Annotated in this window: 8 protein-coding genes; 4 read left to right on the plus strand and 4 right to left on the minus strand. The window is 73.8% G+C overall.

Annotated elements, in window-relative coordinates; all coding sequences use genetic code 11:
- Positions 1-60: 60 nt before the first annotated feature.
- From E0504_RS32575 to E0504_RS32585, 3 genes are all read right to left on the minus strand, one after another.
- Positions 61-1,596 (minus strand): PP2C family serine/threonine-protein phosphatase, encoded by a 1,536-nt coding sequence (locus E0504_RS32575; protein ID WP_112108109.1) that lies wholly within the window; start codon positions 1,594-1,596, stop codon positions 61-63.
- Positions 1,597-1,719: 123 nt separating this feature from the next.
- Entirely contained in the window at positions 1,720-3,027 is a 1,308-nt protein-coding gene (locus tag E0504_RS32580) for a serine/threonine protein kinase (protein WP_131626495.1), read from the minus strand.
- Positions 3,024-4,751: a hypothetical protein gene (locus tag E0504_RS32585; protein ID WP_131626496.1), complete on the minus strand. Its 1,728-nt coding sequence runs from the start codon at positions 4,749-4,751 to the stop codon at positions 3,024-3,026. Before E0504_RS32585 ends, E0504_RS32580 begins: the two co-directional genes overlap by 4 nt.
- A gap of 491 nt (positions 4,752-5,242) precedes the next feature.
- Between E0504_RS32585 and rlmB the strand changes: the two genes are divergently transcribed.
- The 4 genes from rlmB (at position 5,243) to E0504_RS32605 (ending at position 9,827) form a co-directional block, all read left to right on the plus strand.
- The gene (rlmB, locus tag E0504_RS32590; RefSeq protein ID WP_071065802.1) at positions 5,243-6,403 is read left to right on the plus strand and encodes a 23S rRNA (guanosine(2251)-2'-O)-methyltransferase RlmB; all 1,161 of its coding nucleotides are present in this window, start codon (positions 5,243-5,245) and stop codon (positions 6,401-6,403) included.
- 96 nt (positions 6,404-6,499) lie between these two features.
- The gene (locus E0504_RS32595) at positions 6,500-7,546 is read left to right on the plus strand and encodes a PHB depolymerase family esterase (protein WP_131626497.1); all 1,047 of its coding nucleotides are present in this window, start codon (positions 6,500-6,502) and stop codon (positions 7,544-7,546) included.
- 219 nt (positions 7,547-7,765) lie between these two features.
- The gene (locus tag E0504_RS32600; protein ID WP_165938680.1) at positions 7,766-8,911 is read left to right on the plus strand and encodes a serine/threonine-protein kinase; all 1,146 of its coding nucleotides are present in this window, start codon (positions 7,766-7,768) and stop codon (positions 8,909-8,911) included.
- A 7-nt stretch (positions 8,912-8,918) separates the two neighbouring features.
- The gene (locus E0504_RS32605; RefSeq protein WP_112108104.1) at positions 8,919-9,827 is read left to right on the plus strand and encodes a hypothetical protein; all 909 of its coding nucleotides are present in this window, start codon (positions 8,919-8,921) and stop codon (positions 9,825-9,827) included.
- A 91-nt stretch (positions 9,828-9,918) separates the two neighbouring features.
- On the opposite strand, the gene E0504_RS32610 is transcribed toward E0504_RS32605, so the two are convergent.
- On the minus strand, positions 9,919-13,737 hold the full coding sequence (locus E0504_RS32610) for an ABC transporter ATP-binding protein (RefSeq protein ID WP_131626499.1): 3,819 nt from the start codon (positions 13,735-13,737) through the stop codon (positions 9,919-9,921).
- Positions 13,738-13,819 lie beyond the last annotated feature (82 nt).

The raw sequence follows: 13,819 nt of genomic DNA on the forward strand, positions 1-13,819 counted from the left end.
CGGATCTGGAGCGGCCCCGCCCGCGGACACGGCGGGCGGCCTGCGGGCGCGGCGGCATCGTCAGCTCGTCACCCTCGCCGCGACCACGGTGATGTTGTCGTGCCCGCCCTGGTCGATGGCGAAGTCGATGAGGTGGCGGGAGACGTCCAGCGCGGACGCGCTCGGCTCGAGCTGGTTCACCAGCGCGGCGAGGACGTCCGGGCGCGAGGAGTAGTTCCACAGGCCGTCACTGCAGACGAGGACGGTGGCCGGGGTCTCGATCGGGAAGGCGGCGGTGTGCGGGGTGACGTCCTCGGCGTCGCCGCCGAGCCAGCGCGTCAGTGTGTGCGCGCGCCGGTGGGTCTCCGCCTCCGACGCCGGGATGAGCCCGGCCCGGGCCGCCTCGGCCGCCCAGGTGTCGTCCGCGGTGAGCCGCTCGCACCAGCGCGGGCCGAGCAGGTAGACGCGGCTGTCGCCGACCCAGCCGACGGTCACCATGCCGGGGCCGTCCACCGACGGCGGCGTGATGATCGCCGCCGCGAAGGTGCAGGACGGCGCCATCCGGCCCTCCGCCGCACTGAGCTGGGCGATCGTGGCCTGGGCGGCCTCCACGGCCCGCTGCAGGGCGATGTCGGCCTCGTCCGGGCCGAAACCACCGGAGATCCGCCGCGGAGCGGTGCGCGGCTCGTCGTACTCGGAGTACTCCTCCAGAACGTCGAGGACGTCGTTCGCCCGGCTCGCCGGCCGCTCGTCGTACGGGACGGCCTCGCCGGGCCCGTGGGCGCGTACCGCGTCGGCGAGGATGGCCGTCGCGGTCGCCGCGGCGGCGGCGGACGCCTCCCCGGAGCCCGGGGTCGTCGAGACCCCGTCGCAGACCACTGCGATCAGCGTGCCGTGGACGATCGCCACGCCCATCGAGTCCTCGTTGGTGGTGTGCCGCACGCCGCGGTCACACACGCCGGCGAGCGGGCCGAGGTCGATCTCGCGGTGGTCCTCGTCGCCGCCGGCCACCGGGACGCCGGTCAGGGCGAAACCGCAGGCCTCGCAGTACCGGGCGTCCTGGTAGTTGGGCGCCGCGCACACCGGGCAGCGCATCACCTCGTCGTGCGCGTCGTCGTCCGCCTCGCCCGGGGCGGCGCGCTGGCCCAGGAGCATCGTGGCCGGATCGGTGTCCTCCGCGTATCCGTCCTCGTTGAATCCGCTGCCCGAATAGGTGCCGTCCGGGTACGTCTCACCCTGGTAGCCGGGTTCGGAGTACGCGGATTCGGGGTACTCGTGGTGATAGTCGCCGTCCCGGTAGCCACCCGTGCCCGCCGGGTAGCCGGCGCCGGGATAGGCGCCGTCCGGATAGGCGTTCTCCGCATAGCCGTTGTCGGCGTAGCCGTTCTCCGGGTAGGCGGACCCGGAGAACTGGTCCGGCGTGTAGCTCTCGGTAGGCTGATCATCGGCTCGGAAGTCCTCCGCCCGGTAGCTCTCGGTCGGAAGATCGTCCCCTGGGTATCCGCCGGGGTGGGTGGAGCTCTCGGCGTAGCCGGCATTCGGGTGCGGCGAGTCCGGGCGTTCGGGGGGATAGCTGTGCCCGGGGTAGCCCTGCCCGTGCCGGGGGTTGAGGTCCACAGTCAGGCCACCGGCCGCTGGACCGGCCCGCCGGGGACAGCGAGTCTGGGCGGTGTGCGCGGAGCCATGTGGTGAGTGCCTCCTGCCCGTCCTGTGGGGACCGGATATATCACGTCGACCTGCTCAAATCCAAGTACGCCGAAATGAATAGTGGCATGATCCGCCAGATGCGTCGACGCCCGTGATCTCGGTGCCCCCTTCGGTGCCAGCGCTCGCCCGTGCTCCTGGGATCGGTCGGAGCTCTGTCTCCAGTACGCCCTCGCCACGGGCGCTCTCCGTAACCTCTGCCACCTCTCCCACCTTTTCCCTAGTGGGCGCTCTGTTTCTCGCCTCCGCGGTGGCTTCCACGGCCGGCGCGGCGGCGCCGTCCACCGCGATTCCGGCGAGCTCGCGGGCCATGTCGGCGGCTCTGGCGAACCGGTCCGCCGGATCGGCGGCGGTGGCACGAAGGAGGAACCGGCGCAGCGGTTCGTGCCGAGCCAGCACCTGGTCGACCTCCTGGGCGGGAAGGGTGTATCGGTAGGTTGACGCTCTGTTCGGGAAGTCGAGTACCGCGGTTGCCAACAGCCTGCCGAGAGCGTAGAGGTCGGAACCCACCGACGGGGGGCTCGCCGTCAGCTCGGGGGCGTCGAAACCGGCCGTCACATGGAAGGTGCCGCCGCGCCGCCCGGGTTCACGGATCGCCTGAAGATCGATAAGCGTCACCCGGTCGCCGTCCCACACCACGTTTCCCGGTGCCAGGTCGCAGAAGACGTACCCGCGGTCGTGGACGTACTCCAGCGCGGACAGCAGCCGACGCACCCCGGCGACCGCCTCCGGAACGGGTAGCGGCGCCGGCGCCCCGCCGCGCGCCGCCCGCCGGGACCGGAGCAGATCCGCCAGGGACGGGCCGCTCACCAGCTCCATCACCGCGTAGACGACGCCGTCGTGGCGGACCTCGCCCAGCGTCTCGACGATCGCCGGATGTCGCAGCGGCGGGTCGGGCGGCAGCCGGCGGCCCGGGCGCAGGCCCAGCCGCGCGGGCGGGCGCATCCCACCGCGGCGCACGCTCTTGAGTACCACCAGCCGCCCCGGGACGCCACCGCCGGAGCCTGGGCTACCTGGGCTACCTGGGCCTGTCGGGTCGCCCGTGCCGGTGGTCTCGGCGGCGCCCGCCACGCCGCGCAGGTCGACCGCTGAGAAGACCCAACCGGCGGGCCCGGGGCCGCCTTCGGCCAGGCACTCGACGATCTCGTAGCCGCCGGCGACATCCCCGGCGCGCAGCGGGGGCGCGAAGGAGTAGGGGGTCCGGCAGCGCGGGCAGAAGCCGCGGTCCCGGGCGGGCAGCCCGAGCCGCCCGCGGCCGATCGGCCCGGCGCAGACGGGGCAGCGTGCGGCCGGCTCACGCGGTGTGCCCCGGTCGCGCCCGCGAACCGAATGCCCGCGGGTCACGTCACCGCCTCGGGACGGGTGGAGCTCCCGATCCCGGCCGGCTTCCCGCCCCCGGCGCTCCCCGCGGGCCGCCTGGCCCGGGTGCGCCGTGCCGGCCACGTGGGCTGGGTGGGATGCCTGGGCCGTGCGGAGGGCGCGGACTGAACGGGGGACGGGGACTGACCAGGAGGCGTGGGCTGGGCGAGGCGCGCAAGCTCAGCGGGAGGCGCGGGCGGAGCGGAGGGCGTGGCCTGGATGGGCCGCGTGGTCGAGGCGGCCGGTGCCGGTGCCGGTGCCGGTCGCGGGTGCGGAGCGGTCTGCGGGGGCGGGATCGGGTGGGTGCGCGTACCGGATCGGTCCCGCTGCGCGGGTCGCCGCGGCGGTGCCGGTCGCGCGGGCGAGCCGTCCCGGGCGGCGAGGGCGGCGCCGAAGTCGTTGACGAGGCCGGCGGCGCGCTCGACATCGGTCGGCGCCGAGTACAGCTCGCGGCGGGCGGCGCGGGCGAGCGGGAGCAGTCTCGGATCCGCGGTGAGGCCCAGCCGGGCCGCCTTGGCCTCCCAGGCGCCGAGCAGGCCGCGCAGCTCCTCCCGCCGGCGCAGCGCGGCGCCGTTCGCGCCGGCGATCCGCTGGGCGGCGAGGTGGGTCGCCTCGGCCACCTCCAGCCAGCGGGCCAGCCCCCGGCTCGACTCCTTCCAACGGCCCGCGGCCGCCTGCGCGCGCAGCCGGATGAGCCAGGGCGCCAGGCCATGCTGCTGGTCGTCCCGCCAGTTGTCCGCCAGGCGGTACAGCGGCCCCAGCCCGCGGATGCGGCCGGTAGCGAGCCCGGCGTCGCGGCGGGCGGTGTCGTCCAGTCGGGTGATCTCGGCGAGCAGTGCGCCCGCCGCGGCCAGGTCGGCGTCGAGACCGTCATGGCGTCGGGCGAGATCACCAGTCGAGCGCGTGGCCGCGGCGACCGCGGCCTCGGTACGGGCGCGCAGCCCCGGAGGGACCCCCAGGGGATCGGAGCGCGCCGCGGCGGAGAGCTCCGCCAGCAGTCGCCGGGCCGCGACCAGCCCGGCGTCACCGGGCGCGAGACCGAGCCGGGCCGCGAGCACGCTCGTCTCGGCGACGGCCCGGCTGCCGGCGGCGATCTCGGCCAGCAGCGCGTTGCGCACGCCGAGGATCAGCCGCATCCGCCCCCGCACCGCGGCGACGGCCGCGTCCACCCGGCGTGCCAGCTCGGCCGGGCGCACCTGCCCGGAACGCGCCTGCTCCGGACGCGCCTGTTCCGGGTGGACCTGTCCCGCACGCTCCGGCCGGTGGCGCGCCGGCACCGGGCCGATCTCCGCGATCGGGCGGATCTGCGCCACCGGACGGATCTGCGCCACCCGGCGGATCTGTGCCACCGGGCCGATCTCCGGCGCCGGAAGGATCTTCGTCTGCGGGAGGATGTCCGGCACCGAGGGGCCGTACAGCAGCGCGGTGAGCTCCGTCAGGGTCCTCGCGTCCACCCGGGAGCGCCGGCCGCGCAGGCTCCGCGCGGCTTCGGTGACGTCGCGCAGGGCCGCGTAGGCCCGCCAGACGTCCGCCAGGACGGCGATCACGGCGAGTGCCTCGGCCCGGGTGACGCCACTCAGCGGCGCCGGGTCGAGCAGCGCACGTTCGGGGCTGTTCTCCAGGTCGAGTAGGACGCCCGCCTGGGCCGCGACGGTCTCCTCGAGCGCCCGCAGGGCGGCGTCGAGATCGTCTGTGCCGGGAGAGGGCACCGGCTCACCGCCCGCGACCGGGCCGGGAGACGCTGTTCATCCGCCCGCTGTACATGCGCCTCCTGTCCATACGCGCGGCCACCTCCACCGGGCGGTGTGGCCCGCCCGACGGCACCGCCGGAGCGGCCGGCCCCGAGTGTGGACGGGGCCCCGCGGCCGGGGGACGTCCCTGCTACCGAGGATAGGTAGCCTGCAGCCGGCTCGCGGACCGTCTCGCTGAACTGGTGCGGTCTGTGGTCGTCGCTGTGGCCCGTTCGGTCGCCTGCTCCGTGGCCGGACTTCTCGTCTGCTCGTCGGCCGGTGCCCTGCCGTCTTCGCCTGCCGTCTTCGCCTGGCGGCGGCGCCCGCCGTGTGATGTGCCCATTACGGATACCGTTGATGGACGACCGGCGTCGCGGCGTGGCCGCCGACGGCCAGCTGACCCGGTCGGACGACCGTGGGCTCGCCGGGCGGGTTCACGACCCGACGGGCTAGTGACGAGGTGGACTGTTATGGCCGGTGGCCAGGGTCGAGGCGGCCGAGGAATCGCCCGCGGCGGTCAGGGAGGCCGGGCCGCGAAGGCTGGCTCCCACCGCAAGGGCGCGGCGGTCGGCAGCGGCGGCCAGCGCCGCAAGGCGCTGCAGGGCAAGGGCGCGACGCCGCCGGCCGAGATGCGTCCAGGCCATCCGGCGCAGCGGCGCGCGGCCGTGAGCGCCGCCGGCACGCGGGCGGCCGCGAAGCGCCCGGGCGGCCAGGCGGCCGACGAGCGCGACCGCCCCCGGGCCGAGCGGGGCACCGGCGGATCGGCCGGCGCCGCCGGTGCCGGGCGCTCAGGTGGTCACAGCGGTCACGGCGGTAACGGGGCGCATGGCGGTCACGGCGGGGCGGGGGCGCCCGGGGCGTACGGCTCGCGGCGGGTCGAGACCGACGAGCTCGTGGTCGGGCGCAACGCGGTCGTCGAGGCCCTGCGGGCCGGCGTGCCCGCCACCACCCTGTACATCGCCGGCGGCCTGGACTTCGACGAGCGGATCGCCGACGCCCGGCGCCTCGCCGGCCGGGCCGGGCTGGCCGTGGTCGACATCGGCCGGTTCGAGCTCGACCGCCTGTGCGGCACCGCGCCCCACCAGGGCCTCGCGCTGTCCGTCCCGCCGTTCGAGTACGCCCACCCCGACGACGTGCTCGCCGCCGCGCGGGCCGCGGCGCCCGGGCTGGTCGTCGCCCTCGACGGGGTCACCGATCCGCGTAACCTCGGCGCGGTCGTCCGCTCGGCGGCGGCGTTCGGCGCGAGCGGCGTCGTCGTGCCGGAGCGGCGCGCCGCCGGGGTGACGGCCGCCGCGTGGAAGACGTCCGCGGGTGCCGCCGCGCGGCTGCCGGTCGCGCGCGCGGTGAACCTCACCCGAACCCTGCGCTCGTTCGCCGAGTCGGGCCTGTTCGTCGTGGGCCTCGCGGCGGACGGCGAGGTCTCCCTGGACGAGCTGCAGGTGGCCACCGACCCGCTGGTGCTGGTGATCGGCTCGGAGGGCAAGGGCCTGTCCCGGCTTGTCGGCGAGTGCTGCGACCTGCGGGTGCGCATCCCGATGGCGGGCCAGGTCGAGTCCCTGAACGCCGGGGTCGCGACCGGCATCGCCCTCTCCGAGATCGCCCGCCGCCGCCGGGTGGCCGCCGCCGTCTGACCCGCGGATTCACACCTCCCTCAGATCTCGGCCGGCTACCGTCCGCCCAGTCGGCGGCCGGCGGCCGTGCCGGCCGGTTGGGGTCCGGGAGGTGACATGCGCGTCAGATCGTTCGCGGTTGTCGGGTTCGGCCTCGTTGCCGTGCTGCTGGCCGGCGGCTGCCAGCGCGGCGGGCCGGTGATCCCGGGCAGCCCGGCGGCCCCGTCGGCAGCGGGGGCCGCGGCGGCCGGCACCGTCGTGCGCTCCCTGACCGTGGACGGGCGTGAGCGCTCCTACCGTGCGCACGCCCCGGCGGCGGGGGGCGTCGACCTGCCGGTGATGATCGTCCTGCACGGGGGCGGAGGCAACGGGGAGCTCACCGAGCGGCAGACCGGGTTCAGCGAGCTCGCCGACGAGGCCGGCTTCCTCGCCGTCTACCCCGACGGAACGGCCCGCGCGGGTGGTCGCCTGCTCACCTGGAACGCCGGCAACTGCTGTGGATTCGCCCGTGACAACGACATCGACGACGTGGCCTTCATCGGCGCGCTGCTCGACGACCTCGCCGAGCGGTATCCCGTCGACCTGGATCGGGTCGGTGTCACCGGGCTCTCCAACGGAGCCATGATGAGCTACCGGATCGGCTGCGAGCTCTCGGCGCGGGTCGCGATCATCGCCCCGGTGGCCGGGGCCATGAACGTGGACGGCTGCCAGCCCACGCGGCCCGTGGCTGTACTGGCCATCCACGGCACCGCCGATGACAACGTCCCCTACGCGGGCGGGCGGTCCACGGGGCGCGGGGTCGGCACCGAGAACGACCGGGCGGACCAGTCCGTCGCCTACGCCATCCAGTTCTGGGCCGAGCACAACGCGTGCGGAGCAACGCCCGAGGCCGAGGGGGTCGACGGGCCCGGCGGCCCCGTCCCGGGCGGAACCGTCGGGCCCGGAGGGCCCTGGGTGCCGGAGCCGTCGGCCGTCCCGGACGGCACCGTGATCCGCACGACCTACTCAGGATGCGCCCGGGGCGCCGACGTCGTCCTCTACAGCGTCGGCGGGGGCGGGCACGCCTGGCCGGGTGGAACGAAGATCCGCCCACGCGCCGACGACGCTCCGGACGCCCCCGACGCGACCCGGGTCATCTGGGAGTTCCTCGCCTCCCACAGCTAGCGCCGCATCAGGGAGGGTCCACCGGTGTGGCCGTTCGCCGGCACCCTCGAGATCCGCTTCGTCATGCCTCGATGGGAATGTCTGCCGCGGTGGCAGGGGAAGCGGGGAGTGGCAAGGCAGGCTGGTGGGAGAGCAGCGCAGATCGCTACACTTTCGTGGTGCCGGTGCCACGCCGGGTCGGCGGCATAGATGAGCTGGCCGTTTGGGGGCGGGAAGCCGATGACCGCGACCCCGGAACTGGAACTGCTGCCGTCTGATCCCACGAGGATCGGGCCGTATTTGCTTCTCGGCAGGCTCGGTGAGGGCGGGTCCTCCGTCGTCTTTCTTGGACAGCGGCCGGACGGTCAGCGAGCCGCGGTGAAGGTCCTCAAGAATGATTCGGACGACCCGGTGATGCTCCGGTCGAACTTCGAGAGCGAGCTCGTGATCGCGCGCCGCGTCCCGACGACCTGTACAGCGGTGGTACTGGACGCGGAGCTGGGCCCGGGCCGGTGGTGGATCGCCTACGAGTACATCCCGGGTCGCACTCTGCGTGAGCTGGTGGCCGAATCCGGGGCGCTCCCGACGGCGGACGTCGCACAGGTCGCGACTGTTTTGGCCATGGCGCTCGAATCGGTCCATGCAGCCGGCTTCGCTCACCTCGACGTCACGCCCTCGAACATCATAATGTCGAGAGTCGGTCCGAAGCTCGTCGACTTCGGGACGGCCCAGATCATTCCCCCGGCGGGAATCATTGAGGGATTTCGTTCGGGAACCCGGGGATTCATGGCTCCCGAGCGTGCGGCGTCGGGAACGGTTTCAAAGGCGGTCGATGTCTTCGGCTGGGGAGCGGTTGTCGTCTTCGCGGCGACGGGCGACTACACATTCGAGGACCCGGCACCGGAGAATACGCCGGCCAGTCTCCCGGACGACCTCAGGGTCCTGGTCGGCCGGACGCTGGCGGCCGAGCCCGCTCGCCGCCCTGACATGTCCACCGTACTTGCCCTGTTGCTGGAGCATGTACATCACCATGTGGAACCGGCTCCCCCCACGTCGGGCCTCAGGGTTTCCCCGACCTCCGGCATCGTCCCGGAACTGGGCGATTCATGGACGAGTGATCTATCCGGGCGCAGAATCCCTTCGCCTTCGGAGTGGTCCGTCCCGGTTCAAGGCGCTCCCGCGGGCGAGTGGACCGGAACCCAGGTCCCGGGTCCGGTGTTCACCGCGCCGGCAGTGGACGGACGTCTGGTCGGCGACCCGCTGGCCGAGGCGGTGTCGACGGCCCTGACCTGCGCGGTCTGCGGTGTGGTCAACCATGTCACCATCTTCGTCGAGACGATCACCTACTGCGTCTCCGGTCATGTTCTTGCGGTGAGCTGGGACTAGGACGGCAATGACTTCGTTATTCGACCAGATCGCGACCCTGCTGGACCCGCGGTTCGTCCGCAGCGCTCTCCTGCAGGTGCTCGTTTTCCTTGCGGCCAACGGGTTCCTCGTCATCTCCGCGATCGGCTGGACGGACACCGCGACCTGGTGGTACGCCCGTTCCGGTACGGAGAAGACCGCGCTCGTCACCGTCACCGTCGCCGCGTTGGTCACCGGGGCGATGGCTCTGGCCGGCCAGATACACGGCCTGCTGCGGATGTACCAGGGTTACGCCCTGCGTGGGCCGTTGCGTGTAATCGGGGAGCGCCAACGGACCCGTCACCTCCGGATATTCGACAGGCTGCCCGCAGGATCGCCGCTTCGGTACTCGCGTTACCCGCCCCTGGCCCAGTGGGTAATGCCGTCCGCTCTCGGTAACATGATGCGAAGCTCGGAGACCCACGCCTTCCAGCGATACCGCATTGATTCGGCGGTCGTCTGGCCACGCCTGTACGCGGTGCTGCCGCCTGACTTCAGGACCGAGCTGGCCGTGTCCAAGACACGCGTCGACGGCGCGGTCGCGTCGCTGACCCTCGCGTTGCTCTTCACGGTCAGCGGCACGGCCGTCGCGGCGCTGACCCTGCCGTGGCACGCGCCGCTGCTCTGCCTGGCGCTCGGGTCCGCCGTGAGCTGGGCCGCGCATCGGGGCCTGCTCAGAAGCGCGGCGCCGTACGCCGAGCTCGTGAGATCGGCGTTCGACCTGCACCGCGGTCTTGTGATCGACGCGGTCGGCTGGACCAGAGCGACGTCATTCGGCGCGGAACGCCGCCAGTGGGCGCAGATCTGCCGGCTGTGGTACCAGGGCATCCCTGACGGTCCAGAAGGCGCGCGGGCGCTCGGTTACCCGTCGGCTCCCCCTGAGTCGACGCGGGTCTAGCGCATCGGGGAGGGTCCTGGCTCTTCTCCTCGGAAGGGTGGTGGCGGCAGGGCGGCGCGGTGCTCACAGTCCCGGGACGGGGCCCGGCCTCCTACGAGACGTCCAGGCGGTGCTCGTGCGCGTAGGCCGCCCACAGGCGGGCGTAGTGGCCGCCGGCCGCCATCAGCGCGCCGTGCGTGCCGTCCTCGACGAGACGGCCGCCGTCCAGCACCAGCACGCGGTCGGCGCGCGCGGCGGTGGTCAGCCGGTGCGCGACCACCACCGTGGTGCGCGAGCGCCCGACCTCGGCCGCGGCGCGGGCGACCGCGGCCTCGGAGGCGAGGTCGAGGGCCGCTGTGGCCTCGTCGAGCAGGAGAATGTCCGGCCCGACGAGGTGGGCGCGGGCGAGGGCGAGGAGCTGGCGCTGGCCGGCGGAGAGGTTGCGGCCCTGGTCGCGCACCCGGTAGCCGTAGCCGCCGGGCAGCCCGGCGATCATCTCCTCGGCCCCCGCGGTGCGCGCGGCCGCTCTGACCTGCTCGTCCGGTGCGTCGGGACGTCCATAGGCGATCGCGTCGCGGACCGTGCCCGCGAACAGGTGGGCCTCCTGGGGCACCGGGCCCAGCCGCCGCCGGTAGTCGGCCAACGCGTACCCGCGGACGTCGACGCCGTCGACGCGCAGCGTGCCCTCGGTGAGGTCGTAGTAGCGAGCTATGATCTTGGTGAGGGTCGACTTGCCCGAGCCCGTCCGGCCCACCAGCGCCACCGTCTGGCCGGCGGGGATGGTGACGTTCACCTCCCGCAGCGCGGCCGTGGCGGAGCCCGGGTAGGTGAAGCCGGCGCCGGTGAGGCTGATCTCGCCGCGCAGCCGCTCGACCGGCCGCGCGTGCGGGGTGTCCGCCGGCACGGGTTGGACGGCCATCAGCTCCCGGGCGTGCCCCAGCGCCACCATGACCGCCTGGTACTCGTCGAACACCTCGGCGAGATCCTGGATCGGCGCGAAGAACAGCTCGATGTAGAGCAGGTAGGCGGCGAGCGCGCCGATGGTCAGCGTCCCGGCGTGTACCCGCCCGGAGCCGACGAGCAGCACCGCCACGCTCGCTGCCGTCGACAGCAACTGGATGTAGGGGAAGTAGTAGGCGAGGTACCGGACGGCGCGTAACCGCTGGTCGCGGTAGGTGGCGCTGCGGTCGCGGTAACGGTCGAGGGTGTCGGGCTCGCGGCGGAACGCCTGGACGACCCGCATCGCGGTGACGTTCTCCTGTAGCTCGGCGGTGAGCTCGGCCAGGCTCTCGCGGGCGTCGGCGTGCGCCCGCGCGGCCCGTCCGCGGAAGAACACCGTGCCGATGACGAGTGGCGGGACCAGCGCGAACACGGCCAGTGCGAGGCCGGGGTCGATGACGACCAGGGCGATCGCGATGCCCAGCGCCGTCAGAACGGAGACGGCGGATGACGCGGCGTCGCTCCGCATGAAGTCGGCGATCTGGTCGACGTCCGAGGTGAGGCGGGTCATCACCCGTCCACTGGCCTCGCGTTCGTAGAAGTCGAGGCCGAGGCGTTGCAGGTGCGCGAACAGCTTCACCCGCAGCAGGTAGCCGACCCGTGCGCCGAGACGGCCGACCACCCGGATCTGGGCGGTGTGCGCGCTCCACGAGACGGCGATGACGGCGACGCCGACCCCGGCGGTGCCGAGTACCACCGGCAGCGAGCGGGCCGTCACGCCCTCGTCGATGCCGTGCCGGATCAGGATGGGCAGCGCCAGCGTGGTGAGGCTGTCGATGACGAGCAGCAGCCAGGCGATGGTGAGCGAGGCCCACAGCAGCCGGCCGATGGCGGCGAGCCCGAAGCGGGGGTCGCGGGCGCGGACGACCTCCTGGTCCAGGTCCGGGGTGTCCAGGGCGGGCGGCAGCGCCAGCACCCGGCGCCGCAGCGCCGCCGGCAGTCCTTCCAGTTCGGGAACGGCGGCGGCCTGGATGTCCGGCACCGGGGTCTCGGTGGGTGTGGTCGCTTCCGTGGGCTCGCGGGGCCGCGGGGCTGCGAAGTCACCCGGATCGCCCTGGTCACCCGGATCGCCCTGGTCGCCCGGATCGTCCTGGTCGGCCGGGTCGTCCGGGGTGATCAGGTCGCGGTAGGCGGCGCAGCGCGCGATCAGCTCGTCGTGGGTGCCGATGTCGAGGATCCGGCCCTGCTCGACGACCCCGATCCGGTCGGCCAGGCGCAGCGTCGCCCGGCGGTGGGCGATCAGCAGTGTCGTCCGGGTCGAGGTGACCGTCCGCAGCTCCCGGTGGATCTCCGCCTCGACCTCCGCGTCGATCGCGGACGTCGCGTCGTCCAGCACGAGGACGGGAGTGTCGGCGACGATCGCCCGGGCGATCGCGACGCGCTGGCGCTGGCCCCCGGAGAGCGTCAGGCCGCGTTCGCCGACCCTGGTCCGGTAGCCCTCGGGCAGGTCGGTGGCGAACTCGTCGACCCGCGACGCGCGCGCCGCCGCGAGCACCGTCGCGGTCGGGGCGTCCCGGCACCCGTAGGCGATGTTCTCCCACAGGCTGGTCGAGAACAGCAGGCCGTCGTCGCCGACGACGCCGATCAGCCCGCGCAGGCTCGTCAGCGTCAGATCGCGCACGTCGTGCCCGTACACCCGCACGACGCCCGCGGACGGGTCGTAGAAGCGGCTGAGCAGCGCCGCGACGGTGGACTTGCCGGAGCCGGAGCGGCCGACGAGCGCGACCGTCTCGCCGGGCGCCACCGCCAGCCGGAAGCCGTCCAGGACCGGCCGGCCGTCCTGGTAACCGAACGAGACGTCGTCGAACTCGACGGCCGCGGCACCCGGCACCGGCCGGGCCTGGGCAGGCCGCACCTTCGCCGGCCCGTCCGCGGGGTCTTCGGCGACGTCGCTGTTCTCGGCGACGTCAAGGTCGGCCGCGTCCGGGCGCTGGACGACGGTGGGGCCGGTGTCGATGACCTCGAAGATCCGCTCGGCGCTGGCCCGCGCCTGCTGGGCCAGGGTCACCAGCGCGACCAGGTTGCGGATCGGCTGGTTGATCCTGGTCAGGTAGGTGGCGAACGCGATGAAGGTGCCGAGCGAGAGCTGGCCGTGCACGGCGAGCGCGCCGCCGAAGGCGAGCATCGCGATCTGCCCCAGCGACGGCACGGCCCGGATCGACGGCGCGAAGCGGCTGTCGATGCGCACCACGCGCAGCTGGTGGGCGAACAGCCTGGCGGCCACCGCCTCCAGCCGGTTCAGCTCGCGTTCCTCCTGCCCGAAGCCCTTGACGACCCGCACGCCGAACACCGTCGCCGCCACCACCCCGGCGACCGCCGCCTCCTGCTGCTGCGCGTACCAGGAGGCGGGGAACAGCGTCACGCGACTGGTCAGGGAGAGCGCGCCGAGCACCGGCAGGGTCACCAGCGCGACGGCGGTGAGCCGCGGGGAGAGGACCACCATCGCCCCGAGCGAGACGGCCAGCGCCACAAGGCCGCCGAGTGCCGTGGGGGTACGGGTGAGCAGGTTCTGGACCCGGGTCAGATCCGAGGTGTTGCGGCCGATCACCTGGCCGATCTCCAGGGAGTCCTGGCCGGCGCCGTCCAGGCGGGTGAGCGAGGTGAACATCGCCGTCCGCAGGTCGTGCGTGACCTCCTGCGTCATGCGGGCTCCGCAGCGCCGGCGCACCATGAGGAGGAGGTAGGCGGCGATCCCGGCCAGCAGCATCAGCCCGGCCCAGGGCAGCATCGGCCGGGACCGCGCGATGATCACATCATCGATGATCACCCTGGGTAGCAGCGGGGTGAGCGCGTTGATGGTCATCCCGGTCACCGCACAGACCCAGGTGGTGATCAGCGCCGCGCGGTGCCGCCAGCACTGACGCGTCAGCCGGCGGAGCCAGCCGGCCTTCCCGCCCGCGACCGCGCCGCGGGACACCGTGCTGCGGGACATCGGGTCGCGGGACACCGGGCCGCGGGAAACGGTACGGGGTGACGGAAGTCCGGCGATGGCGCGAAAGCCTACCGCCGCGGAC

This window comes from Parafrankia sp. BMG5.11 (genome assembly GCF_004337455.1).